The 23,836-nt window shown below is 35.7% G+C and carries 28 protein-coding genes; 3 read left to right on the top strand and 25 right to left on the bottom strand.

Annotated elements, in window-relative coordinates; genetic code table 11:
* Positions 1 to 127: 127 nt before the first annotated feature.
* From HF881_RS10495 to HF881_RS05695, 25 genes are all read right to left on the bottom strand, one after another.
* Positions 128 to 6,007, bottom strand: coding sequence for a PBECR4 domain-containing protein (locus HF881_RS10495; protein WP_240956787.1), 5,880 nt, complete (start codon positions 6,005 to 6,007; stop codon positions 128 to 130).
* 11 nt (positions 6,008 to 6,018) lie between these two features.
* A complete protein-coding gene (locus HF881_RS05805) occupies positions 6,019 to 6,279 on the bottom strand; it encodes a hypothetical protein (protein ID WP_169446784.1) in 261 nt (86 codons plus the stop codon).
* Between the two features lie 117 nt (positions 6,280 to 6,396).
* Positions 6,397 to 8,766 carry a MobP2 family relaxase gene (gene mobP2, locus HF881_RS05800; protein ID WP_169446783.1) on the bottom strand — a complete coding sequence of 790 codons (2,370 nt, stop codon included), beginning with the start codon at positions 8,764 to 8,766 and terminating at the stop codon, positions 6,397 to 6,399.
* 18 nt (positions 8,767 to 8,784) lie between these two features.
* Positions 8,785 to 9,345 (bottom strand): hypothetical protein, encoded by a 561-nt coding sequence (locus tag HF881_RS05795; RefSeq protein ID WP_169446782.1) that lies wholly within the window; start codon positions 9,343 to 9,345, stop codon positions 8,785 to 8,787.
* A 10-nt stretch (positions 9,346 to 9,355) separates the two neighbouring features.
* Entirely contained in the window at positions 9,356 to 9,805 is a 450-nt protein-coding gene (locus tag HF881_RS05790) for a hypothetical protein (protein WP_169446781.1), read from the bottom strand.
* Positions 9,806 to 9,815: 10 nt separating this feature from the next.
* Positions 9,816 to 10,604 carry a DNA/RNA non-specific endonuclease gene (locus tag HF881_RS05785; RefSeq protein WP_169446780.1) on the bottom strand — a complete coding sequence of 263 codons (789 nt, stop codon included), beginning with the start codon at positions 10,602 to 10,604 and terminating at the stop codon, positions 9,816 to 9,818.
* Between the two features lie 2 nt (positions 10,605 to 10,606).
* Positions 10,607 to 10,954 carry a hypothetical protein gene (locus HF881_RS05780; RefSeq protein WP_169446779.1) on the bottom strand — a complete coding sequence of 116 codons (348 nt, stop codon included), beginning with the start codon at positions 10,952 to 10,954 and terminating at the stop codon, positions 10,607 to 10,609.
* Positions 10,947 to 11,282 carry a hypothetical protein gene (locus HF881_RS05775; protein ID WP_169446778.1) on the bottom strand — a complete coding sequence of 112 codons (336 nt, stop codon included), beginning with the start codon at positions 11,280 to 11,282 and terminating at the stop codon, positions 10,947 to 10,949. Before HF881_RS05775 ends, HF881_RS05780 begins: the two co-directional genes overlap by 8 nt.
* A gap of 404 nt (positions 11,283 to 11,686) precedes the next feature.
* Positions 11,687 to 11,974 (bottom strand): hypothetical protein, encoded by a 288-nt coding sequence (locus tag HF881_RS05770; RefSeq protein WP_084939918.1) that lies wholly within the window; start codon positions 11,972 to 11,974, stop codon positions 11,687 to 11,689.
* Between the two features lie 33 nt (positions 11,975 to 12,007).
* A complete protein-coding gene (locus tag HF881_RS05765) occupies positions 12,008 to 12,364 on the bottom strand; it encodes a hypothetical protein (protein WP_169446777.1) in 357 nt (118 codons plus the stop codon).
* A 119-nt stretch (positions 12,365 to 12,483) separates the two neighbouring features.
* Positions 12,484 to 13,311 carry a hypothetical protein gene (locus HF881_RS05760; RefSeq protein WP_169446776.1) on the bottom strand — a complete coding sequence of 276 codons (828 nt, stop codon included), beginning with the start codon at positions 13,309 to 13,311 and terminating at the stop codon, positions 12,484 to 12,486.
* A 16-nt stretch (positions 13,312 to 13,327) separates the two neighbouring features.
* A complete protein-coding gene (locus HF881_RS05755; RefSeq protein ID WP_169446775.1) occupies positions 13,328 to 14,329 on the bottom strand; it encodes a hypothetical protein in 1,002 nt (333 codons plus the stop codon).
* Between the two features lie 52 nt (positions 14,330 to 14,381).
* Entirely contained in the window at positions 14,382 to 14,606 is a 225-nt protein-coding gene (locus HF881_RS05750; RefSeq protein ID WP_101776669.1) for a multidrug transporter MATE, read from the bottom strand.
* A gap of 9 nt (positions 14,607 to 14,615) precedes the next feature.
* Positions 14,616 to 14,846, bottom strand: coding sequence for a hypothetical protein (locus HF881_RS05745; protein WP_009730751.1), 231 nt, complete (start codon positions 14,844 to 14,846; stop codon positions 14,616 to 14,618).
* Positions 14,839 to 15,285 (bottom strand): thioredoxin domain-containing protein, encoded by a 447-nt coding sequence (locus tag HF881_RS05740; RefSeq protein WP_101776668.1) that lies wholly within the window; start codon positions 15,283 to 15,285, stop codon positions 14,839 to 14,841. Before HF881_RS05740 ends, HF881_RS05745 begins: the two co-directional genes overlap by 8 nt.
* A complete protein-coding gene (locus HF881_RS05735; RefSeq protein WP_001292118.1) occupies positions 15,282 to 15,704 on the bottom strand; it encodes a hypothetical protein in 423 nt (140 codons plus the stop codon). Before HF881_RS05735 ends, HF881_RS05740 begins: the two co-directional genes overlap by 4 nt.
* A gap of 15 nt (positions 15,705 to 15,719) precedes the next feature.
* Positions 15,720 to 15,923 (bottom strand): hypothetical protein, encoded by a 204-nt coding sequence (locus tag HF881_RS10490; protein WP_000878299.1) that lies wholly within the window; start codon positions 15,921 to 15,923, stop codon positions 15,720 to 15,722.
* An 8-nt stretch (positions 15,924 to 15,931) separates the two neighbouring features.
* Positions 15,932 to 16,093, bottom strand: coding sequence for a hypothetical protein (locus HF881_RS05730; protein WP_169446774.1), 162 nt, complete (start codon positions 16,091 to 16,093; stop codon positions 15,932 to 15,934).
* 88 nt (positions 16,094 to 16,181) lie between these two features.
* Positions 16,182 to 17,684, bottom strand: a complete 1,503-nt coding sequence (locus HF881_RS05725) for a primase C-terminal domain-containing protein (RefSeq protein WP_169446773.1) — start codon at positions 17,682 to 17,684, stop codon at positions 16,182 to 16,184.
* A gap of 93 nt (positions 17,685 to 17,777) precedes the next feature.
* Positions 17,778 to 18,896 (bottom strand): hypothetical protein, encoded by a 1,119-nt coding sequence (locus tag HF881_RS05720; protein ID WP_169446772.1) that lies wholly within the window; start codon positions 18,894 to 18,896, stop codon positions 17,778 to 17,780.
* A gap of 26 nt (positions 18,897 to 18,922) precedes the next feature.
* Positions 18,923 to 19,339, bottom strand: a complete 417-nt coding sequence (locus HF881_RS05715) for a hypothetical protein (protein ID WP_169446771.1) — start codon at positions 19,337 to 19,339, stop codon at positions 18,923 to 18,925.
* Between the two features lie 309 nt (positions 19,340 to 19,648).
* On the bottom strand, positions 19,649 to 19,996 hold the full coding sequence (locus HF881_RS05710; RefSeq protein ID WP_101776664.1) for a hypothetical protein: 348 nt from the start codon (positions 19,994 to 19,996) through the stop codon (positions 19,649 to 19,651).
* Between the two features lie 101 nt (positions 19,997 to 20,097).
* On the bottom strand, positions 20,098 to 20,289 hold the full coding sequence (locus HF881_RS05705) for a hypothetical protein (RefSeq protein ID WP_101776663.1): 192 nt from the start codon (positions 20,287 to 20,289) through the stop codon (positions 20,098 to 20,100).
* A 92-nt stretch (positions 20,290 to 20,381) separates the two neighbouring features.
* Complete coding sequence (locus tag HF881_RS05700; RefSeq protein ID WP_101776662.1) at positions 20,382 to 20,642, bottom strand: hypothetical protein; 261 nt, start codon at positions 20,640 to 20,642, stop codon at positions 20,382 to 20,384.
* A gap of 224 nt (positions 20,643 to 20,866) precedes the next feature.
* The gene (locus HF881_RS05695) at positions 20,867 to 21,367 is read right to left on the bottom strand and encodes a modification methylase Sau96I (protein WP_101776660.1); all 501 of its coding nucleotides are present in this window, start codon (positions 21,365 to 21,367) and stop codon (positions 20,867 to 20,869) included.
* Positions 21,368 to 21,833: 466 nt separating this feature from the next.
* On the opposite strand from HF881_RS05695, the gene HF881_RS05690 reads away from it, so the two are divergent.
* The 3 genes from HF881_RS05690 to HF881_RS05680 all read left to right on the top strand — a co-directional run bounded on the left by HF881_RS05690 (position 21,834) and on the right by HF881_RS05680 (position 23,773).
* Complete coding sequence (locus HF881_RS05690; RefSeq protein ID WP_061426700.1) at positions 21,834 to 22,283, top strand: sigma-70 family RNA polymerase sigma factor; 450 nt, start codon at positions 21,834 to 21,836, stop codon at positions 22,281 to 22,283.
* Between the two features lie 87 nt (positions 22,284 to 22,370).
* A complete protein-coding gene (locus HF881_RS05685; protein WP_346775286.1) occupies positions 22,371 to 22,685 on the top strand; it encodes a hypothetical protein in 315 nt (104 codons plus the stop codon).
* Entirely contained in the window at positions 22,685 to 23,773 is a 1,089-nt protein-coding gene (locus tag HF881_RS05680) for a cell division protein FtsK (protein WP_061418089.1), read from the top strand. The genes HF881_RS05685 and HF881_RS05680 overlap by 1 nt, the downstream gene beginning before the upstream one ends.
* Positions 23,774 to 23,836: the final 63 nt, after the last annotated feature.

The raw sequence follows: 23,836 nt of genomic DNA, 5'->3' as shown, positions 1-23,836 counted from the left end.
AGCTATAATTAAAAAATCTTTTGTAAAGGGACATCGACAAAGAATAGAGTGAGTTGATATCAAAAAATAGCACAAAAAGTTATATAACTTTATATACAAAAAAAGAGGCTCTTAAAGAGCACTCTTTCTAGACTTTAAGCCCCTTCTTTGGGCTTTGGATAAAATTTTGATTTTGTACCACCTGTCTGTTTAACTGGTAAGGCTTTGTATGTTGTTCAACACTTTTTACAATCTTAGATACTGTTCCATGAATCCGTTTCATAGATTGCGCTAGTTGTTGATCGTCAAGAGAGGTCAAATTATCAGTCCAAATTGCCATATAGCGAATGGCTTTCTCAGAGGTATCTAACCCAAAATGCTTAGAAACGAGATAACTTGTCATCTCAGCTTCAAGTTCTCTACGATCTTTTGAGACATCCTCCTTATACGAGTTAGCAAATTTAGGATTATGTAGACTAGCATGCGCCAACTCGTGAATGGTGGTTGCAATGACTTCTCCAGGAGTATTATCTGGATTCAAAAGTATCTTTTGTTCATCTGGATAAAAAGATCCTTTCGCACTTCTCAACTCTTTTGCATCATCTTGATAGATGGTTACACCGATACTATTTGCATAATCGGAAAGTCCTTCAAGCACCTCTTTCGTACGAACATGATCCAAATTAAAATCATAGTGACGATTTGGCATCGCTTTTGGATAAAATTCAGGCTTCAAGGTTGTTTGGGATAACTCAAATACTTTATACGTAGCGAATTTAGCTAAGCCTGTATTTGAATCTCTTTCCTGGAAGAAGCGAGATTTCAATTTCCCTTCCTTCTTTAAAGCTTTTTCTTCAGGTGTCGCTTCAGAAAGTCTTTTATATTTTGGATTACCTTTTCCATTTTTTACCTGGTTCCCATTTTCATCCAATACAGGAATCATTTCAACCATCATAGGTCTAAACAAGGTAATATGTGATTTTTCTCCTGTCTTAACCGAAAGATTGTTATGAACAACTTCTCTTGTTCGACCTGTTTTTTTATTGGTATAGGTATTTCTAGTTTCAAATACCTGATCTGAAGTAATCCCAAGAACTTCCCCCATCGATTGCCATTGATTATAGGTTGCGACTGCATTCGCTCCTGGCCACTGTTCCTGAATCAACGCTACATTTCTAGGTGACAGCTCTGGAAACTTACTCATAAAATTCAAATACTCTTCTAACCGTTCTGGTGTTTCTGTGTACTCTCTCACTTTTTGAAAAGCAACCTCACTCAATTCATGAGGTGTTAAACTAGCATAATCAATACTACTTGAATTTACTTCAGGAGTCTCCAAATCCGAAATAGGTTCCTCTTTCAGAATCTCCTCTACACGCTGAAGCAAATTAGTTTTAGTTTCTTGCTTAGAAGATTGAAAAGCTACCGTTTTTCTAGTGTCAGGAGTTTGACCTTCTCCTTCTTCTATCAATCGAGATGATTCATTTGCTTCCTGGGAAATTTCCTTATTCACCACTCTATTTTCCAGCTGAGAAAGAATTTCTTCATCCATCGATGCTAGTTCAGATTGACCGTTGAGTCGACGATAGCCTAACCCTAGCATTTGTGAAATTGGTGTAGTCTCATCTCCAATATCATAACGAATTCCCTCCTTAATCACTTCACCACCTGGAGCATAGACATCAAACTTAATTTTGGTAGGAGGGATATAGTCTTCAGTATTGCCTGCAGTTACTTGTTTCATTCCTTCTTGATGAATTGGATAAAAGTCCTGATTGGCCTTATATAGCTCCCTAGCGAAATCTTGATAAGATATCAGCTCGGTCTCTTTAAATGGCAATTTCGGCCCATCTGGGCGATCCTCAGACCATTGGAGACGTACATGGTAGTTTTCCTTATAGATATGATCTTGTTCCCATTCTTTATAAAAATCTGAATTTGTATTTAGAAGATGATCTTCTCCAGCTGCTGTGACAATCTGATCAAATTCATCATTGTATTTCTTCGCATAGTCAAGATATTGATTCCATGCTTGATGAAATTCTTCTGGAGTTTTTGAGATGTCACTAGGCACACCTAAATTATAGACAGTATCTAAGACTTGAGTAAAGGTAGCTGAATCAAGTGAGGTTTTATTCAGTGTATTCTCTGGAGCTGGTGGTTCAGGTTCTTCAGAAACCTCCTCATACTGTTTATTTTTTAAGACAGATAACATTTCCTCGCCACCATCTTTAACATATTCCTCATTAATTGACAGTTGCTCAATGTGACCATCTCTTTCTCTATAGACACCGAGAATTGTGCCAGTATCTATATCTTCCAGTTGTTTACTTAAATCCCCCTTCACTCTCATTAAAGATGCAGGGACATGAGTAAATTCCTTTTCTTTGAATAACAATAACAAATCAGTATCTTCTGGTCTAATTGCTTTTGAAAGATCCAGATTATTAAATTTCTTTACAGATGAAAGATCGTTAAACACAAAGGAGTCTGACTCTATCACCTCAGGTAATAAGTTCAAAACTTTTAGTTTATCCGACATTCCCTGCGCAAATTTTAAATCTTTGAAATGCCCTTTTCCAGCTGCAACATCTTCAACAAATGACTCAGACAAATGTTCTACCCACTCATTATATACAGGTGTTACTCCAGTTAAGTGCATCCAATTTTTCTTGTCAAATTTAACATTTAGAATTTGGAATTGCTTTTCTTCTGGATTCTTATAAACATAATGGATACTTGTCCCTGACATTTCTTTTAGATACCATTGAGCCGAGTCTCTCATTGCGTTTGCGTATAAATTTAACGTCCGCATGTTTTTTCTGAATATTTTATTTGACATTCGATCCTCATCGATGGTAAAATGAAGATGAACATTGGCAGGAAAATCAGGTTGAGAATTTTTCTCAACGGGCTGCGGTGCTGTCCCTGGAGTTTCCACTCCTAAAAAACTGGAATTGCGATTCAATAGTTCGCCCCCAGTGTTATTAGAAAGCTCTTGATTTTGATCATGAGCTTTTTTTGTAATCTCGTTTAAAAACTCTTCATCTTCTTTCAATCCACTATTGAAAGTCCAGTAATCTAGTTCAAAATAATTCGACTTTTTCAAGAAGTTCTCTAAGTCGTCAAAAACGAAGTTTTCTCGCAGTAACGCTTTATTTTCATCAAAAAGAGACTCCCAATCTTTAACAACAATGTATTTTAAACTATCATAACCCATTTGAGTAGCTAGAAACTCCGTTTTACCTGGTTCTGAATGGTATTTAAAAACAATATTATCTTCTTTCTGGCTAAGTGAACCATATTGGCGATAGCCAAACTGACCATCCTCAAATAAATAGAATTCAAGCTCACCGTCGCTTTGATAAACACGCCAATAATCGCTGTATAGCTCATCTTGTTTTAGAACAATCACTGGTCTAACTGGCTCCACTTCTTCTGAATCCTCCATTATCTTAATAGGATGAGTCTCAAGACGTGACATCAAGTTATCCAATAATTCTCGATTTAAAACCACTTCTCCCTCTTGTTCTTCCAAATAGTGGAACAATGTGTTTGGTGTTGTCACAAAACCATGGGCAAAGTCTCTTGTTCCCGATTCAATCAATGGATACTCCAGCATTCGCTCAACCGATTGTGATAGATTATCAAGGGTTCTTTCACCAAAATAGACGCCGAAACTGTCACTTGAGAGGCTTTCTATCTGCTTGTTGGTACTGTAGGCTGCTATTGCAAGTTCACCAATAAATCGGGTTGAAATATCTACTCCCAAAGTTCTCTGATGAGGTTTCAATGCTTGATATAAGGAATCTTGCTCAGGAGTCCCTTTTTTCTTGTATAAATCAATCGTTTGATCATCAATAGAGGTCAAAAGTGAATGAATGGGAGACAACACTTCCATTTTTTTATCGCTGAGATATTTTGTAGGATGGCTATTTCCTAACTTTGCAAAGACATCATACAGATAGAAATCTGGTGCAAATTCGATTGATAATTCTCCAGATTGAATCCGATTATTTAAACTCTTTGTTAATGCTTCATTTTCCCGTTTTACCTCTTCATAGCTCATCAATCTTCCAGCATTCTCCTCTGTATTGACAATAGATTCTTGATTTTCTGGAGTTTGTTTTTCTTCAACCATCTCATCTATACTAGTCGGATCAATGACGACTGTTTTTTTATTTTCTATCGAAAACGTGAGATTGTCCCAATTTTTTTCTAACCACCCTGCTTCGCCTTGATTTTTTTCAATAGGCTCTGGTTGTGGTGAGATTGTTTTTTCCTGATTCGAGGGCGTTAATCCTACATTTTCTTGCCCTTGTTTGGCAAGTAATTCATCCACCTTCAGTCTTTCCTCATCTGTTTTCGGATGATACTTAGTTTGTGAAGATAATTGAAACTCTCCTTCTTCAGTCAACTCCAGGGCAACTCTTCGTAACCCTTTTACAAAATACGTATTTGGTTGTTTTTGCCACTGGTTCACTAGCCCTTCATCAATTAAGGCTTGAGTTGCTGGTTGAATGCTCGTTTTACCCATTTGTTCAGATATGGCTTCAAGTCTAGTCAACTCTTCTTGATAGCGTTTGAGAGTAGATTTGGTAAAGAACGACTCCCCACGTTTAGCTTTTTCTAACTCTTCACGGATTCTAGGTATATTTTGAACACTCATCTCCAGACCACTTCCCTGACGATTCAACCCCATTTCTTTCAAATGTTGTTGGTGCTCCAGGCGCTCTACTCGCTCTTCCTGTTGCCTAATCTCATCCATCTTTGAGAAGACTTGATCTTCTATTTGTTCTTGCTTACGTTTAAAGCTAGCACCTCCTCGCTTATCATTCATGGGTTGCCCATTTGTTAGCGCTTGGTGGGAATAAGCTCTTGAAATAGCCTCGTCTTGTTCACCCCTTAGTCGTTCCAATTTTCGACGTGCCTGGGCAAGACGACTGTTGTCAGGCTTTTCTTCCTGTTGATTCTTTAGAACATCATTCCAGTCCGTTTTATCTTGTCCTGGTTTTAGTTCTGGTAGATCTGAATTGATAACAGCTCCTTTTGCCTCCAATTCTTGAATGAATGTTCTACCTGCTTTATCATTATCTAAAGCTAGAGTAATCAAATCCGCATTTTTCCCATCTTCAAAAAAGTGATGATCAATAGCTACTTGAAGTCCGTCCGCTAATTGTTCAGGTGTCCATCTTAGTGGTTTTCCTGAAATTTCAGCTTGAATTTGAGATAGATGACGGCCTATAGTCGATTCTTTCAAACCATCCATAGAAACTAATCTGACGTCCTGAAGACTATCTTTGTGCAATTCATAGTAGGACATTAAATCAATTGGACTTTCAGTGAAAATCAATCGTTTTGGACTGCCAATATCAACATGAATACCTGTCATAGGATCGGAGTTTTTCATAATCACTTTAGCATATCCATGTTTTGGCCACTTCTCCCAATTCTCCTGGATTCCTTGTAAAGAGGCTCCAACAACTTCACCTGAAGAAGAAAGGGACTTGAAGACAATAACTGGCTCAATCGCATTTGTTGTAACTCCGCCAGTGCCTTCCGCAAAATAGTCAAGTTTGGCGTTAGCTTGGGCTAAAACACCCTGCTCCAAAAAATAATCAATTGTTTCATCTGATAATCCACGTTGATTTCGTAAGTAACCTCTTCCAGCTGAAAATGGCTGCTCGTATTTCTCAAGATAGTATTTAAAATCTTCTTGAGGTCTTTCAACCATTTGGAACTCTTTAAAGTTTCCATCATTCAAAAAATCTACAGATTGGTTAAAACTTACTTCCTTTATCGTCTCAACCAAAGAAATCGCATCTCCACCTGTATTTCTAGAGAACCATTTCCATAAATTTTTATCAGGTGAAATAACTAGGCTATCATGTTCTTTCCATCGATAGTCTCGTCCGGAGCGAACCAGCTCCATCTGAAGCTCATTTGCAACATCCAAAATATCTCTAGAACGTGCAAATTCAACACGTTCTCTACGACTTTTACCACGTCTTGATTCTTGTTCTGTCATATAAAATCTCCTTAAAATCCTTCATACTGTGGTTTATACGGCTCTTTCTCTGCTTGTAGAAACGTTTCTGGATCTAAGTGAACCAATTCCCCTACTGAAAAAGATTCAAATAGCTCAGAATTTTCCTTAAAATCTAGAACCATTTCTAAATCAGAATTTCTTCCTTGACCCTCAAAATGCACTTGCTTGCTATCAGCATTCATTGCCGTAATTAACCATTCGACTGAGAAATCAAAGTCTTCAACTGTGACATCTGGAAATAATAGCTTCATTTTTCTTCTCCTTTCTCTTTTTATCTTTCTATTCTATGCAATAACCAAGAAATTCCAGTTAAAGGGACAATAGATTTCCATTTTCAACAAAAAAAGCCATTGCTTTTACAATGACTCTTATATACTTTGTCCTTTTTCCTCAAGTTCTTGCCTCTCATCACTTCTCTCACGTTCCATAAGGGCTTTTTTATTTGCACGTTGGGCCCTTTGAAGAGAATTGGTCAAATTTCTCATGAAATCTGTATTGATGATTGCTTTGCCTTGGGATTGTTGGACGTTTTTTCTTTGCAAGTTCTTCCTTTCTTGCATTTTATGTGAAACAGCTTGAGCTAACTGACTTTTCTGATTGCTTTCTTCCTCTGGCAATATTTTTTGATAAAGTGATTTGAGTTCAGAAAATCCTTTCGCATTCTCCCGTTTTAATTTTTGAATAGTCGCTTGATCAGTCGTTTGTGAAATTTCCTTGTTTCGACTGTAAATCTGATGTTTCAGCTGAAAAATTGAGATATGGGTTTGTAACTCTTCTATATAGCCATCTTTCGTAATAGGATAGCCCTTTAGAATAGTTAGCACTCCTTCATCTTGAAGAGGTTGAACTGCTGCTAATTCTCCCTTCAGACGTTTAATAGGTGCTTGAATTGCTAATGAATCAGCCTTTTCTACTGAAAATGAAACACTATCTTCAAATTGGTTAGCAAGAGATTGTTTTAGAGATTGGTCTGCTTCACCTAGTTTATAATTTGGAGTCAGTTGCAATTCAGTCAGCTTCAGTCTTTGAAGAATCTCCTGCTTTTTCAATTCAACAAATGGCTTATCGGTTTCAAGTGGTTGAATTTGATCAAAAAGAGTTTTACGAACTAATAAACTACTCTGTTTTTCCTCCAATAAGCTCAATTTTAAAGCATAGCGGAATGTTCCTAACTCATTCCGCTCTCTTAATGATCGATCACTTTTCTTTTTAGCCGCTTCTACAAGATCTTTCAAATCAGCTGAAGAAAATAGCGACAAGTCTCTTAAACTAAGTTGCTTCTCCAGTAAGTCTTCTTTCATTTGACTTACATCATAAACTAATTCCCTAACATATTCAGGACGTCCCAAACCTGTTCCGTGTTTATCATAAGCAGCATAGACTGGTTTTGTGATTTCAATAGGTTTTGCTCCATCTTTCAAATCATAACCCAGTTTTTTCCAGGCATCCAGTGTTTTGATGACACTTGCGTTAGGATCCTGGGCTAAAATTAATTTTTGATTCTTTACTGAGAAATTGGCCAAATTTTTTTCCAGCCGAACGTCAGCTATTTCAGGAGCATTCTCACGAAATAGGTGCAAGATTCTATTTGCTAATCGTTCTCTCAACTCCTTCTCTCGATTCGCTATTAATTGCTGCAGATGATAGCCTGCAGCCTCCTGTTGTGTTTTCTCAACACGACCATCAAGTTTCCGAATCTTCTCGTAGGTTGATTTTTTTCCAGACGAATAAGCTCCTCTATAGGTTTCTAGGAAGTCCTTCGTTTCTTTCAGAAATTCTTGATAGAGCTCTTTCCCATCATTTTCTAAATAGGAATCCAGATAGCGATCCAGGAAGAATTTACTGACTGCAAAATCTCTTGCATTTGAGCCATAGCGCCATTTTTTATCCATTGGTAAATGGTTGTAAGCCTGCTCCAGAAAATTTTTTTCAGCTGAAGAACGTACCATCTGATCTCTAAATACAGAATTGATCAACTCACTTCTGATATTGGCCAAAATTTGTTCTCGTCGAACAATCATTCCTCTAGTCTGTTCATTCAACAGGCCATGAAAAACATCGCTTTTAAAACGTTCAATGGTTTTCTGGGAAAAGTTACCTCTATATTCCATCCGTCCACGAGGCCGATAGAAAAATTTTTTTCTTGCAGACTCGACTTCTGATAAACCAAAATGCACATGAATATTATCCGTATTCAAGTGAATGTTAGCCCACCAAAATGATGAGTCGGATAATCCTTCTTTTTCAATCAATCTTGGCAATGCTTCACGTATGACCGACTTGATAGCTTGCTGATCGACTTTACCAGTTTCCAGGTCATATAATCCCTCTTTGGCCAAAAAATCATTATCAAAAGAGATAACACCCTGCCATAGAAGAGAGCCATTTTGATAAGCCTGTTCTAACTTATTTTTCAATTCAGTTACTTTGCTACGCTGCAAGTAATTGACCTCTTTTGTAAAAATAGCTGTCATCTCTTCACTTTGATTTTCAGTAGCATAAGAGCGATTCATATAATCAATGTATTCCTGAAAATTTAGTTTCGTTTCTGGAACTTCAGCTTGAATTTTTTGTAGTTCATCTTCAGTTAGAGACTCGATATTTTGTCTGTGTGTTTCTAAATTTAATTCGTTATCAACCTCAACAGCTTCGTCTCTATTAGTGTAGTCTACAAAGCCACTATTTGCTTCAGTGTATTGCAGCATGAAGGTAATACTTGGACTAGAAGATACGTTCATTATTTTCCTCTCTTTGAATTAAAATAGTCCATTTTTTCTTAAAAGAGCATAGTCTTTTAATAACGGTTGTAATTCTTCAGGTTCAACTTGAAAATCATTGATCCACTGTCCTGATTGAGAAATATGTAATTCTTTTTGCTCTTCAATAAATTGCATGGGAATCAATAAGATATTTGGTTCTTCTAACTCTGAACCACTTTCTCGTTCTAAAAAGGCGACAATAAAATCTTGATTCCCTTTCGTCCTCAATTGCCAGTGATGAGAGTTCCCGTTTTTCCTTTTATACAATGAGCTGTATTTTACATCAATCGTTAGACCATCTAGCCAAAAATCATATACTGGATTATTTTTCTTGAAATACTTATTCGCATCCGTTGCATCTGGAACATACTTTTGAAAAAGCTCCTCGGCCATTCCCCCGAGCTTAGCTGTCCTAGAACCATACTGAATTTTATCTTGAATTTTAAGGCAGCCACTCTTTATTAATTTCAAATGAGCTATATGAGTAGGCAGCCCTGACTGTTTCACCGCTTCATGAAAATCTCCTGTTTCTAAATAGATTTCAACAATATCTACCATTTACTGTACCTCAATGAGAATGTTTGATAGTTTGACCACGTGCAATATCTTCTTGAATGACATCGTTGATTCTTGCCATCAATTCATGCTGTGTAGGATCCAATCGTGAATGAATAGATTCCAATTCTTGAACATCAAAATCATCTTTCGTAATAGCATGAAAGTTGGTTAGCGTTAGATAGAGAATTTGATCAAGTTGACGATGAATCGCCTTGTTATCATTTCCAGAATCAAAGGCATCCCCCAATTTTTTTTCCAGCTGAGTCAGTCGCTCATAGAAATTTTTTCCTTCTCCTAATTCAATAAAAAGTTTATAAAAAACTTCAATCAAAGTGACAAGCGTTGCTGAATTATTTCGATACTGTTTCTGCAAAGCAGACGATTCTTTCAAGTAGGATTTTATTTCCTTAAATTTTTCATGTGTTTCTTCGCTAAAATATAAGCTAAGTCTTGGATTCATTTTTCCCTCCTCAATTTTTCTGAGATGATCCTGTCAAATAATTGATTTTATATCCTGGTTGAACATTAAAGATATATACATCAAATGAGATCTCATCATCTTCAATACTCTGTGCTTCCATACGAACTCCTCTGGCAACTAATTCCACATTTCTAAAAATGGGAGTTACTCGATAGCGAACATGGTGGTTCGTATTTTTTATGTAGTTAGCAATTTTATTTTCATAGTAGACCATTGATGATTGTTCATCTTCAAAATTTGCATTTAAAGCACGTGTACCTGTAAATAAATTTTTGGCATTCGCATTTTCTCCACTTAATTGAAAACCGATTAAGTGAGAACGATTATATAAATAATCTTCTTGCCCGTTGAAAATTATTTTTTTATTTTTCCACCCTGTTGGTGTGACAGACGAAATAGATTCTCTATCTTCCGTTGGCATCAATTCTTTTCCCAACATCGCTTCAGCAATTCCTACACGATTTAAAAAATCTAGATCAGAATATTTTTCCCAGCTGCCATTTTCTAAACTCAATTCGCTTTTTATAAATTGTGATTTTTCATTGACAACAATCACTTGATTTTTTCCATCATACTCCTTCGATTTCAAATCATCATTTTTTAGAGTAGAATTCAAATTTGAGTTGGGATTTTTTTCTTCAGCTGAATCGGCTATGTTCAATTGATTCGGAATATCATTTTGTGTCAAGCCAGATTTGATAGCATTAAAATTGTTAGGTTGTACGATAAAGATCGCAAGAAAAATGAGAATGATGAACAGAGATTTATTCTTCTTCATTTTCAAACACCACCTGACCGTCGTTCAGCTTCAAGTGCAGATACATCATCCATAAAATGTAACCAATTTGTGGTTAGTTCATTTACAATATCTTGTTTAACATTTAAAGCAGAAAGAGAAATGTCATTCTTCAACATCAATTCTAAAATCTGACTTTGTTGTTCTTTGATATCAGATAATGTTTCCGCAAATTGGTTATTGTACAAATTCAATCCGTCATTCATTACGATATTTTGAACTTGCGATAACATAAACTCATTGAAACTTGGATAGTTATATTTTTTTGAAATAGCCTGAAGTTGTTCAAACATATCGTCGGGAACATTTCGAATTAAAAAATTTTTAGTCATCACTTTCCACCTCTCCTTCATACTCTAACCAGCGTGAAATATGATCGCCATAACAATCCATTTTTTCTTCAAATTCAGAGAGTATCCTTGTCTGTTTTTTCATTTGTTCCAGAACATGGTCAGAAGCTAATTTCATATTTTCCAAATGAGCAACATACAAATCTTGAGCACGATTAAATTTGCCGTACTCAATTTTTTCACGACAGATTGAAAGTAAAAAATCGTTAAATGAGTTGGCTTTATTTTTTTTCGCAAGAGATTTTAGATAATTAATTTCATCATCAGTAAGGCCTCTAATCTCAATTCGATTTTGTTTTATATTTGCCATTATTTTAAATTTTCCTTTCTAAAAAATAGCGCCCTTCTTTTTTCTTTTGTCGAAGCAAAAGCAAAAAGAAGCAAAAAAGAAAACTTCAACCTCGCAACATCACGAACCGATACGGTTCTATTTTTGCGGTTTTTCAACACACTAACACACACAGAGGGACTAAGGTCCTTTTTAGGTGTGTTGTGGTAGAAAAGAGCATAAGGGAAACTGATATCACGTGCCGTGATATGTTGATAGTATCAACGTTTCCGGTACCGGTAATTTTCTCGGTTTCACCTACTTACACACACATGCTATACTTACCTTTACACACTTTATAGGTGTTATACTTACACTGTATTTCTTATTTACATACTTTTACTTACACCATTTTTGACTTAATTTGAAACTTCATAACTCAAAAATTAAGACTGATTTTCAGCTGGAAAGTTTCCTTCTTCACGATTTTTCTTCGCTGCTAAACGTTGTTCTTTTTCATCTTCTTTGATAAGGTTTAATTCCATTTTTAACTCTTCAAAAATTGATTCATACGACTGATTTTTATTTTTCTTCAATTGAATTTGAACATAAATTTTACCAATTTGTTTTTGAAGATTCTCTTCTGCTTCTTTACGTTCCTGTTCCAAAAGGGCAACTCTTTTCTTTGCCTCTTCTAGTTGATTATCAATTTTTTTTAAATCATTTTTGGCCATGATTACTTCTCCTTTTTTCTAATTTCGTATTTCTTATTTCCTTAATTTATTTCCTGCAAAGCTGGTAATTTTTTCTTTTATAATTTGGAAGTTGCTCCACAAATCGCCATCTAATTTCTTCAAATCAATCACATAAATTTCATGAACATTTTTCTTGATGGTTAGTGTGAAAGAACGTTCATCAATTTTAATTTCCTGTAGAACGAGGTACATTGAAGAAAACATTTCTCCTTTATATCCTGGATTACTATGATAGGTTATTCCATATTCATCAATATCCAGCACAACCCACTTCTGTTTTCTAATCAAACCTTTTGTACTTGTGAAAACAGTACGATGCTTTCTAACTGGTTGATTTTCCTTTGGTGCTAATTTTAGTTGTTCTTTCATTTTTCTGCCTTTCTTTTTTTGATTGATTCTAGTATAAGAGATAACTGAAAAAAATTTTTTAAAGGGACAATCATAAAAATAAATCCCCTCAATTCAAAAATTAAGGAGATTTTTGACTACTATTTGTTGGTAAACACGAACTCGGCTTTCATAGAAAATGCACTCTTTTTACTTACATCAAATTGAATCATCTCAAAATAAAAATCATGTTTTTTCCCAAAAGGGAAGACACTGAAGACTGGATGATAAAATTCTTCAATATCTACAAATTCTCTTTCAAGAGGAGCTTCAGAACCATTCCATGCTTTTCTATAATAGGAAATACCTGTCCGTTTTTCTCTATTCAAAAAACTTAATTCTACAACATCTTGATAATCCTTTTTCACTGCTCGCTGATTAATCGTAATCATTCGTTGGTTTGCATCACCTTCATCAGCATCCGTAAAAAGATTGATTTTAGGAGGTAACTTATCTTTTAATTTTCGGATTCCAAGGTAATCCTTGTTTAAGACATTTTTGAATAGATATCGCTGAAAAAGTTTTGCTTGAAACCACTTCATGAAATAATAAATACCGATACTAAAGATTAGGGCTAAAAGCCAGAACGATGATTCGTTTTCTTGTATTGGTTTTTCTAATGCAGCTGTAAAAATGATAGCAAGTACAATATTTCTTATAAACATCTTTATAATCTGCATTTCAGCCCCTAAACGTAACTTCGTAAAAGGCGCACATAAAATAATCAAACACATCATTGTTCCAAAAATCTTTGGATCAGCCTCAAGTATTACGGAAACTTCTTTTATAAGAACAGCGCCTGTAACCATTACAAAAAATAAATATTGCCATTTAAAGGCTTGTCTAATAAACCAATTCACTCCACAAATTGCAGATAATTTATATCCCAATTTATCAGTTTCTTTTACCATTTTAATTAAATTTTTCATTTTATTTTACCTCACTTTAATTCATTTCTACAGTTTCAATAGGGTTTGAAAATTCAAATGTACCATCTTTGACTGCCTGTTTTTTCTTGTCCAAAGACTCCAATTTAGCCTTTAACTTTTCAATGTTTTTATAGGCTGTTTCGATGGTTCTATTCTTCGTTTCGATGTTTGTATCCAGCGTAGCAATATTCTTTTGATTGGCTTCGAGATCATCACCTATTAGATATTTTGCTTCTGCTTGAAGACTCGCTTTTCGTGAATTATCATCTTCAATAGATTCCTTCAATTGAGAAATTGATGTTGTCAATTTTTGAGACTGTTCATTCTGGAAATTGATCTCTTTTTCGATTTCCTGAAGAGTAAATTCTTCTCTGGAGACAACTTCAATAGCTTTGATTTCAAGCTGAGGATTTTGAGGTGTTACAAAGAATTGTACAGTGTCCTCTTCTCCAGATTTCTTCTGAGAAACCTTTTTAGAATCACTGGATGGTGATGAAATATTCACATCAATTGAGCTAGAAGAGACTGTCTGATTCGTCACATCGATCGCAAATGCACCAAAATTTTTCGGAACTCCTTTAATAATAACTGATACTTTATTATCAATGATTGGCACAACATCCATCTCTATTTTTGAGTCTTTATGCTGCGCATAGAGTTTCCATTTCAATCGTTTGGCATCGATACCCCGATCTATCGAAGTCGTAGCATCTTTCGTCTCAAATTGTAAAACGATAATTCCAGTATCTGGTGAATATTCCTGGCTAACCAGTTTCATCTCACCACTCCCATTCGCAAAAACTTGCTTTGTTTTGAGTTGTTCTGAAGTATAGGTTTGTCTTTGTGGTGAGAAAATTGCTCCCATCAAAAGACTTAACCAAGTCACAAACAACATTGAGAAAATGACTAGTTTTCTCTTAATAATATTCTCTTGAAACCAAACTTTAGTCTTAATAAATGGCTTCAAAATTGGGCTAGATTTTATCTTTTCAATCCAGCGTTTGATTGTATCTATCATAATGGATATATCCTTTCTACTCTATGTAAATTTTTGTTTTTATACCAGTGCCTTACCTCCGTTTCTCATGCCTCTTATATCCTTTCCAAATAAATGAAACCTTACTTTTCGGCCAAACACTTTTTAGTAACATTAAGAAGGCTAATGGCAACCTTTTCGTTTTGATTTCATTTCCAAAGTTATCACATATAGTTATCTTGAAGAGCGGTACGAACCAGATCGCAATCAAGAAAGTTCCAACCACGCCATGCGCAATAGCATTTAAAATTTGATACATACTACCTCCTTAAATACAACCTAACTTTTCAGGTGCCAAATCCAATGTCAACCAAAGAGCCTCATCTTGCGAAATATGTGTTAGTCTTCCTCCCTCATCATTAAAACGATGTAGGGTAAACGTTCCATCTGATAATTTTCCTAAAACAACCATTCCTTCATTTGTCCTAGTACGCCATAGTTCCCAATCATTTTGAAAAGCTGTCTCGGCCCATTTACTTAGCTTTACCCTTTTAGTCATTTATGGCCTCCTGAATACTCTTCTCATCTGCTACAATCTTTTCCTCTGAATCTCTTGAAGCATATAGATATTTCTTTATTTTTCCCTTACGAATCTTGATGATAGTTGCAGCTTTTTCAACCTGGTATTTTTCTACCAACTTTTGACCTTCTTCTGTCTGAGTATCAATGTAAAATGTTGGATAGGAACCTTTATTGGCTGCATCTACAACTACACTTTTTCCAACCTGACAGTAAGGACAATCTTTTTTATAAAATACTAGGTTTACATTTTGATCAAGTACAGTATTCTGGTATTCCTTCTGAGTAAGGTGAGGATCGTAATCTAAGATAAAATGATCTTTATACACCCTATACCCTCCTAGAACTGCGAGACTCACAACTAAAATGACAAGAATAGCCCCTAGAGCTAACTTAACGTGTCTAAAAATCTCTCTCATCCTATTTCCTCCTCATCCATAAAATCAAATATGGAACCTTGAACATAATCAATCTTGGCCAATTCTTTTATTTCTGATTTCAAGTTAGTGAACGTTGTCATCACTTCTTGAAACAGCAAAGGATCAAATTCCTCGGAATCCAATACACGGACAATTGGTAACATTGGATAATGATCTCTCAACTCCTCCTGCAGGTAATCTGAAATCATTTTATCATTCGAGATAACACTATCTACTCTAATAATCGCTGGAATGCTAGAAATACTCTCCTCGTTTTGATAAAAAGTTAAAGCGACATCACCTGCAGAAACAGACTCAAATTTTAAGTTATCCGATGAAAGTTTAAAATAATAAGCCAATGGTTCCTGGCCAACCCCTGTTAGGTAATAGCCTCGAATAATTTTGAATAACTCTGACATCGACCTTTCCCCTTCCTAACAAACTTTTAGAAGTCTAAACGGAGCTTGATACACATCAGGATAGTGAATCAATCTCTTTTTTCTTTGTTCAGGAAGTGGTTTACGGTAATGTTTTTGAAGATACTGAAAAGCTAGTCCCAGGGTATCAAAAACTAAAACTTTATTCTCCCCATTACAAATATAGTCACCTAATTCAAAACTGAAAATTACGTACTTCATTCTTCTTCTCACTTTCTATTTTGGTTAATCATTGCCAGCTGATCTGTCTCTAACTCAGCATCATATCCGTTTTCAAAACGAACTTGTTGACGAATCCCTATAAGTGAGAGAACTAAGAAAAATCCTCCTACAAATATAAGACTAAACAATCCAACTAAAATCAAAATCATATCATTCCTCCATAGGTTATTTTATGTACATTTATATCTTGGTAATAATCATAGATATAATGTAAAGGCAGTTTGCGGGTTTTTAAAATTATCCAATATCAAGTTCAAATAGAGATAGTTGTTGTGTTTGTTTAAAGCCATCTTTAACCCTTTCTATCACTCTCTGAGTGAACTCTAAGCTTTCTTCAAAGAAAGCAGCAATATTGGCCATATAAGCCTCCTGACGTTCTTTCTTTACCTGAATAAGGGAAAGCAAGATTGCTTTGATAGAGGCTAATCTGATGCCTCCTCTACGGCCATGTTTGACTGTGAAGAAGATCTTTTGTTCTGTTTTGAGAACCTTCAATACTTTGTCTAATGAACGCTCAGGAATGTTCAACTTCTCTCGTATCTCTTTTTTTGTCGTCTGGATAAATGGACCCTCAGATTGATAGAAGCCTTCTAAATAGGCCATAACGTCTGTTTTCCATTCATGAAGATGACTATTCTTTCTGTCAGCACGTTTCTTCTTAAACTTGTACCAACGTTGCTTCACAAAGAGATCTGAAGCCTTGAGTTCCTGATTGACCCATGCTTTACATAAAGTCATTACATAGTCACGACTAGCAGCTTCATATTTTCCTGAGTAGGCGCTAGTGATAATCTTATGATATTCAGCTGAAGAAAGTGGTTCGTCTAGATTTGCATTGAAACTAGAAAGAACCTCCTCACACTCTTCCTGATCGATTCCTGAAGAGAAATTGGCTAAAGCAAGCGTGAAAAGAACGTTGTTTCTTCCCATCAAGGCTTTTCCACCTTTGATATTCCCCTCTCTCATCAGCAATTGATACCAGGGTTCATCAATCTGTTTTACCCCTTCAGAGCCTGAAATAACCGTCAAATTGGGTTTTTTACTTGGGAAGGGAAGGTCTGATTGCTTCATCGACCAATCTAACCACTCCTGGAAGGAATAGGTATAGTCAGCTTCAAAAAATTCAACATTATCAGTTCGAGGAATCCGAGCAATTCCAAAATGGTTACAGGTCATATCTACTGGTAAAGTTTGAGCAAAGTAATTTCTCAAATTTTGAGAGATAGCTTTAGCCACCTTTACCAATCGAAATTGGGAATGAGCTGTAACATAAGCTGATTCTGAGAGGACAAAATAGGCTTGAAATCCTTTATCAGATTTTAGAATCAAAGTCGGCATAAAACCTAACTCCAGGGAAGCAGTTAAAATATCTCCTGTCGTCATTTCTTCAGCTGCAGAGGTAATATCGAAGTCAATATAGAATGTGTTAATCTGTCTAAGATTATCTTCAGAGTGGCCACGTGTAATCCGTCGACCAGCATCACTATAGCTTCCATAGCAATATACGTTAGGCGTCCAGTGTGTAAACTGATCCTGGTTCTCCAGCAATGATTCGACAGAGGTTAAAACAACACCACGTGCCTTCACCATATTTGCTTTTGAACGATACGCAAATACAGACCCTCGTCTTCCTTCTTCAGCTGAAGAGATAAGTTGTAGATGGCTATTCTTAAATTTTTGTGTTCTTAACCCATCTTTTGTGATGATGGATAAGCATTTTAATAAATCAATCTTTTTCATGATTTTTAGGTCTCTCGTATCCCTTCACTAGTTATAGTTTGAAGTCAAATACACTTATAAAATATATTTCCAAAAGCGCTAATCATCAATATTTTAGTAATAGAGTGGTACTGCGTTGATAGTCAAAGCACTATACGATTGTTCTAAGTGTTCAATGTCTGTATCTTTCACTTCCAGACCAGTGCTTGTTTCTTTCAATTCAATTTCCTCTTTCTGGCCTAAAAGGCTGCCGTCAGCAAGGATTTTCTGCAAGCGTTCAGCTTTCACTAAGCGATTGTAGATACCGTCAAACTCAATCATATAAACATATTCTACTTTATCTATCATGCTACTAGATATATCAGTCATATCCTTTAGCTCTTCCTTTGTATAACACAAATTATCAAACTGACGGATACGTTCATCTACTGTTTTTGCAATCTGCATTGCCCAATTCACAAAGTCGTATTGCTCTTCAGTCAATCCAGCCATTGTCTGATATTCAATAGTGTTCTCGATTTCCTTTAAAATACGTTCAAGGATCGCCTTGACAATAAAGTTATTGGAAGTGTATCCATTAGATAACATATTTTTTGTTGTAATTGTTTTTGTTGAAAGAATTTGAACTGGGAGTTTTTGCTCAAACTGTTTTGTTATATAATGTTTTCTAATTTCGACAGATGGTTCAAAACCTCTTTCATGTGGTAATATACACTGCTGAAATCGCCCAACCTCAGTTCCTGTTGTCTGTCTTAGGAAAACAGTTTCCACTACAATCGGTGATGCGATTGTTAAGTCTAAAAATTCCATGTTCAATTTTGGGTTGACTTCACCAATTCCAAACTCTTTCCTCAATTCCTCTTTAGAATATCCGTTCTCATAGATAACTTTTTTGAACCATTGTAAATCCTTATTAGCTTCAGAAATACTTTCTGGAACTTGATAAAAAACTGCTGATTCAATTATTTTCTCAAAGAATAAGCTATCGCTTTGTAAATTTGGGTTATCAAAATCAAACTCTACAAGATAGCTATTCGATAAGTCACTCCTTTCCAGACTGCTCTTGATTTCCAACTCTAGCTTTTCAGCTAGTTTTTTTCCGTCTATAATCATTAGAGTATCCATGTGGCTGCGTGAGTTCGTTTTGACTAAAATTGGATCGATAAAATTCCAATCCAAAATCCTTTTAGCAATCTCTAGGCACTCTTTTTTATGTAGATTTAATACTGTCATACTATACCTCCTATTTAAACTCCAATCTACTTAGTCAATGATTTATGTATATGTTTAAGTCTTTTTCTATTCTCGTTCTTTCGTTCTCTGTCAAATAGTTCGTCAAAGAATCTTGCCAGTATCATAAAAGCTAAAGTTACAGTTCCTAGTACTGTGATAAGAAGCAAACCGACTATATCAATGAAAGAGATAACTAAAAAGCATAGCAGCATGAACGCCATTACTTTATTCTCAATAACTCCCGAACTAACTGACGACATAGCAATCCAGTTGTTGAGATATACTAAAAACCAAGAATAAGATAAAGGGATAGCATTAAACGAGATAGCTCCATAAATGATATTTACTAGCACTTTCCATACACTCTTAGAATAAAGAATGTTCTCTCTTATTGATTTCAAGATACCCTTGTTTATAAAAAGATAATAATACAATACTGTCATACTATGCCTCCTATTTCAACTCAAATGAACCTATAAGATACGGCAACAACTCCTTACACGATAGGTAAATCATTCCCCCTCCTACAATAATTAAAAAGAGACTTAACCCCCATTCCAAAGGACTTAGAGACAAAAAGAAATCTTTCTCACCACTCCATCCAAGTCTAATGTCTGTATTTTTAGCTATGATCAATACTCCACTGAATGAAATGCACACTCCTACAACAAATAATATAATAAATAACAAAATCATATTTTCCTTCTTGCTTATTTCTAGGCTTTTAAAATAAATTAACAACAGAATACTTTTTAAAGTGTACTTAACAGCCGCTCGAACTCTTCTGCGCTCAGAAGATCGTCATCGTCTTTCCGTGGTTGGAAAGGCATAATCTTTGATACTGGTTTCTTTTTAGCACCTAAACGGTAACGATGTCCGTTTGGCAACCAACCTAGCTTGTAATCCAATCTAGGAAGGTTTTCTCTACCCTTGATGCTATCGTTTGAAACCCCAATTTCAACCTCTCCAGATAGCTTGGCGTTTGCCCACTCGCTAGGAGTGATTTCCCCAAAACTATCCCAGAAGACTTTTCTTTGAGCAGTCTTTTGTTGTCTACGAGCGCTTGCATAAGCACTCGCTGTTCTAAAGTTATTAAGCATATAAGTTCCTCCTACCCAATTGGGCTTTTTTCTTTTTTCCGTGAGATAATCTATTCTCAGCACCTGCAAATTCCCAATCTCTCTCAAGCCAATTCGATAAATCAATTCCAGAACGAAAGTAATTCGTTCATGATATTAGAAAATTTTTCAAAGCCCTCTGAAGTTATTTCTATAAACTTTAAGAATCTTTGATAACCATCAGGTTGGAAAGCTATCAAAGCGATAACTATTACCCCTACTATTCCCAGACACAAAAAAGCAGCATTAAACAATTTAATATCTTCTTCATCCATATCAATCCTCCTTTTTATTGGTACAAGATGTTACCCAGTAGCAAGCACATACGTTACAAATTCCTTTTTGAGATGGCTTTTATTTCATATCCTTACTCCTTGATTTCAGGCGGTTTTGGAAAACTCATCCAATAAATAACACTACTACAAGTATTTTCAAAACCAATACCATCGTTAAAATCAACCCAGATATCTGTATACACTTCTTCACTTTCACTTGTGTAAACAAGAACCTCTTCGTCTAATTCAGGGATTTTCCCATCCCACATGAATTCAATTTCATCTCCGTATTCCTTTTTTTCTTCGCTAGTAAGGGGTCTTTGTGTAATTTTTTTCCAGTCTGTATTTTTCATAGTTCTTTCCTCCTATGTTCATTCTCATTTATTCAATAATTCTTCTGATAACAACCTGGTCTGTAATAAACTTTTGTCTGACAAGATTCATCATTAAATCCATAAAAACAGTGACTACACAGCGTTCTGTTTTTATCTACCCACCAACAAGGACCATACTTTTCATTGATGCAAGGTGTAACCCAGTTGCAAGAACATCGTCTACAAATACCCATTTCCATTTTCTATCTCTCATTTATTCTCATACTTTTAGGTAGCTTCTTACTCGGTAAACAGTAACCTTCGGATAAGTCCCTTTTGCTATAAAATTCAGGACTATTTGTCATGATGTGATCACTTCTTCTCCATCCTCGACGAAGTTGTTTGTAAGATAAAGAAACACGCTTCTCAATTTCTTTAAAACTAAATCCCAACTTCAAATATGTTGTTACAATAGTAGTAGCATGTTCTTTGGACTCTTCGCTTCTTGTTCTTCGCTGAAAGTTTATCTGCTTATCTTCTTCATTTAATGCTATCTGATAGGCAATAAACAACTTCCGCATTTCCATAATTTTATGTTGCCAGGCCAAGCTGTAAGGTTGTCCTGAATATCGATTCACTAAGTCTTTTACGGGTTGTTTAAATTTCAGCTGAAGAGGGTCAAACTCCCCAAGATCTGAGAATGGATCAATGAAACCTAATGGTTCGCTTTGAATTAATTCATTGTATAGCGCTTCTCTGTCCATCCTGATTTATCTCCTTCTGTCAAATGCACGTCATTGAGTCAAACAAACTTAATTGGATGGTTTTAGGCGCTTGTTCGCTATTTCCACTCTCATCATGATCGATAACGTCAAAGATTTCTAACGTGTCTAAATTCATTACAATCTCTAATCCTATCATCATTGAACTCCTTTCAAATAGAATTTTAAGCGAACAAAAAAGAGAACAGATTTCTCTGTTCTCCTAAAAATATTGAATTATTTGATTTTCTAAAAACTCTTACCACTTACTTCCGTTACAAATCTTTATCCTACCCTCCCTCCCCCACAAGTGCTGTGGGGGATTTTTTGTTTTTTCTGAACTTTTTTCACTTTTTAGTCCGAAAACTCCCAAAAAATCTCCTTATAAATAAGAACAACTGTCCAGCTCATGACACTAAACCGAGCAAGAGTCCATTCACTATTTTGTCCAAAAGAAAGGTAAAGAATTATGACAAAAAAACAGAACTCAAAACAACCCAAACCTGACAAGGTCGCTATCCGAAGAGAAAAAGAAATCAAGGAAGCGATTGAACGTGGCGACTGGAAAAGAGTTGTCCATCTTTTATCATTACCATTTGATAACGCAGAGAGGAAAGACAGGTATCATGGAAAACTCAGCCTCAATTTCATCTATAAGAGGAAAGAAATGCTTGACTTTCTACCTGACAATTCCAGACACTCCAATCCTCTTGAGTCACTCATTTATGAAGAAGATACCAAGATTGTCTATCAGACAATTGACGAGTTTGACGACATCGAACAAATCATTATCTTTGGTTACTTCTTTGAAGATAAAAATTTTACTCAATTAGCTGAAGAAGTTCACCTCAGTGATAAAACAGTCAAAAGAAGGCTAGAAAAATCGCTCAAACTTCTGAGGGAAAAACTAGAAGAGTAAATAAAGACTGTCCAGCTCATGACATGAAACCGAGCTTGTCTCTTCTCACTTTTAAATCTACTTATAGAAAGGTATATCCATATGAAAATTAAACCACAACACCGCAAAGGCGGTTACTCAAACCACATCGCTCAACAATACGTTGACCTTACCGAACCTATCTACTTATTGAGTGACGAACTCGAACCCCAACAAAAATATGAAGATAATAAACCAACCGGTGAAATTATCGCATATAAGGCTTGGTTTGGTCAAAAAGGACTTCCACCTTTTCAAGTAAAATTTACAGAAGCACCTGAACTACCAGACTACCTATCTCTAATTTCATTTGAAAATCTAGTAGCATGCGAAGTTAACTACAATGTTTACTTCAAAGCTGATGGATTGAAAGAGGTGAACTAATGGTTTCAACTCTCACACAAAGAGAGTTGGAACAATACCTGTTACAGAGCTTGAACATGGGTTTGGGCTCTGTATTACAGGGTGAAACATCCTACACCAACTCTTTTAACATTCTCGTCCGAGAAGACGGCTTTATCTTTGTCCCTCGGCTTCCTTGTGGCTTTATCATCGATGATGACTTGTATCAAAAGATTTTTCTAATCGCAAACGCCTCCCTCTATCCACAATATACTTTGTTAAAGCAAAATTCTGCTTACTTTATCGCATTAAAGACAGAGGATATTCATGTTCAGCGAGGCTTATTCTTCCCATGGAAAATCGGAATTTCGGAACGCTTGGTTATTCCAGAACTTGAGACATTTGCCTCAAATCTAAAGTGTAATAATATTCCTATTATGAAAAATCTAACCATTAACTATGACAAGGTAACATCCCTTGCGATTGCGGGAAATTCAGGTAGTGGAAAAAGCTATGCCCTTACCTACCTTTTAAGTGTCCTCAGAAACTTTTCTGACTTGATTATCATTGACCCTAAGTTTGATACCCCATCACGTTGGGCAAGAGAATACCAAATCCCTGTCATTCACCCTCATGAAAACCGTTCTAAGTCTGACTTTGTGTCAGAAATCAATGAAAACTTAAGCAAGTGTCTGACCATCATCCATAAAAGGCAAGCCATCCTGTTTGAAAATCCTAGGCACGATTTTAAACATCTAAGCATTGTCATTGATGAAGTCCTTGCCTTGTCAGAAGGGGTCAACAAAACCATAAAAGATTCCTTCTTCTCGTTATTATCTCAAATCGCGTTACTGGGACGTTCCACACGAGTTCATTTACTTCTAGTCAGTCAACGCTTTGATCATACTACCATACCAGTTTCTGTTCGAGAACAATTAAACGTTCTTATACAAATTGGAAACATTAATAAAAAGACCACACAATTTTTGTTTCCCGACCTTGACCCAGAAGGCATTGTTATTCCAATCGGCAAAGGAACTGGCTTAATTCAAATCATTGATAACGAACATCCTTATCAAGTTCTCCCCCTCCTCTGCCCCACCTATTACACTACGAAAGGAATTTTATAGACTATGATAAAAACGAATTTTCAAAAAACCATTCATCCAGCAACCACCCTTTTTATAATAGGA

Origin of the sequence: Streptococcus sp. WB01_FAA12 (assembly GCF_012843315.1) — a bacterium.
Lineage (GTDB): Bacteria > Bacillota > Bacilli > Lactobacillales > Streptococcaceae > Streptococcus.
This window is presented reverse-complemented; position numbering and strand designations above follow the sequence as displayed.

Excerpts from the sequence above, each read along its gene's own strand:
- HF881_RS10495 (WP_240956787.1), bottom strand. The coding sequence starts at position 6,007 with ATGACAGAACAAGAATCAAGACGTGGTAAAAGTCGTAGAGAACGTGTT.
- HF881_RS05805 (WP_169446784.1), bottom strand. The coding sequence starts at position 6,279 with ATGAAGCTATTATTTCCAGATGTCACAGTTGAAGACTTTGATTTCTCA.
- mobP2 (WP_169446783.1), bottom strand. The coding sequence starts at position 8,766 with ATGAACGTATCTTCTAGTCCAAGTATTACCTTCATGCTGCAATACACT.
- HF881_RS05795 (WP_169446782.1), bottom strand. The coding sequence starts at position 9,345 with ATGGTAGATATTGTTGAAATCTATTTAGAAACAGGAGATTTTCATGAA.
- HF881_RS05790 (WP_169446781.1), bottom strand. The coding sequence starts at position 9,805 with ATGAATCCAAGACTTAGCTTATATTTTAGCGAAGAAACACATGAAAAA.
- HF881_RS05785 (WP_169446780.1), bottom strand. The coding sequence starts at position 10,604 with ATGAAGAAGAATAAATCTCTGTTCATCATTCTCATTTTTCTTGCGATC.
- HF881_RS05780 (WP_169446779.1), bottom strand. The coding sequence starts at position 10,954 with ATGACTAAAAATTTTTTAATTCGAAATGTTCCCGACGATATGTTTGAA.
- HF881_RS05775 (WP_169446778.1), bottom strand. The coding sequence starts at position 11,282 with ATGGCAAATATAAAACAAAATCGAATTGAGATTAGAGGCCTTACTGAT.
- HF881_RS05770 (WP_084939918.1), bottom strand. The coding sequence starts at position 11,974 with ATGGCCAAAAATGATTTAAAAAAAATTGATAATCAACTAGAAGAGGCA.
- HF881_RS05765 (WP_169446777.1), bottom strand. The coding sequence starts at position 12,364 with ATGAAAGAACAACTAAAATTAGCACCAAAGGAAAATCAACCAGTTAGA.
- HF881_RS05760 (WP_169446776.1), bottom strand. The coding sequence starts at position 13,311 with ATGAAAAATTTAATTAAAATGGTAAAAGAAACTGATAAATTGGGATAT.
- HF881_RS05755 (WP_169446775.1), bottom strand. The coding sequence starts at position 14,329 with ATGATAGATACAATCAAACGCTGGATTGAAAAGATAAAATCTAGCCCA.
- HF881_RS05750 (WP_101776669.1), bottom strand. The coding sequence starts at position 14,606 with ATGTATCAAATTTTAAATGCTATTGCGCATGGCGTGGTTGGAACTTTC.
- HF881_RS05745 (WP_009730751.1), bottom strand. The coding sequence starts at position 14,846 with ATGACTAAAAGGGTAAAGCTAAGTAAATGGGCCGAGACAGCTTTTCAA.
- HF881_RS05740 (WP_101776668.1), bottom strand. The coding sequence starts at position 15,285 with ATGAGAGAGATTTTTAGACACGTTAAGTTAGCTCTAGGGGCTATTCTT.
- HF881_RS05735 (WP_001292118.1), bottom strand. The coding sequence starts at position 15,704 with ATGTCAGAGTTATTCAAAATTATTCGAGGCTATTACCTAACAGGGGTT.
- HF881_RS10490 (WP_000878299.1), bottom strand. The coding sequence starts at position 15,923 with ATGAAGTACGTAATTTTCAGTTTTGAATTAGGTGACTATATTTGTAAT.
- HF881_RS05730 (WP_169446774.1), bottom strand. The coding sequence starts at position 16,093 with ATGATTTTGATTTTAGTTGGATTGTTTAGTCTTATATTTGTAGGAGGA.
- HF881_RS05725 (WP_169446773.1), bottom strand. The coding sequence starts at position 17,684 with ATGAAAAAGATTGATTTATTAAAATGCTTATCCATCATCACAAAAGAT.
- HF881_RS05720 (WP_169446772.1), bottom strand. The coding sequence starts at position 18,896 with ATGACAGTATTAAATCTACATAAAAAAGAGTGCCTAGAGATTGCTAAA.
- HF881_RS05715 (WP_169446771.1), bottom strand. The coding sequence starts at position 19,339 with ATGACAGTATTGTATTATTATCTTTTTATAAACAAGGGTATCTTGAAA.
- HF881_RS05710 (WP_101776664.1), bottom strand. The coding sequence starts at position 19,996 with ATGCTTAATAACTTTAGAACAGCGAGTGCTTATGCAAGCGCTCGTAGA.
- HF881_RS05705 (WP_101776663.1), bottom strand. The coding sequence starts at position 20,289 with ATGGATGAAGAAGATATTAAATTGTTTAATGCTGCTTTTTTGTGTCTG.
- HF881_RS05700 (WP_101776662.1), bottom strand. The coding sequence starts at position 20,642 with ATGAAAAATACAGACTGGAAAAAAATTACACAAAGACCCCTTACTAGC.
- HF881_RS05695 (WP_101776660.1), bottom strand. The coding sequence starts at position 21,367 with ATGGACAGAGAAGCGCTATACAATGAATTAATTCAAAGCGAACCATTA.
- HF881_RS05690 (WP_061426700.1), top strand. The coding sequence starts at position 21,834 with ATGACAAAAAAACAGAACTCAAAACAACCCAAACCTGACAAGGTCGCT.
- HF881_RS05680 (WP_061418089.1), top strand. The coding sequence starts at position 22,685 with ATGGTTTCAACTCTCACACAAAGAGAGTTGGAACAATACCTGTTACAG.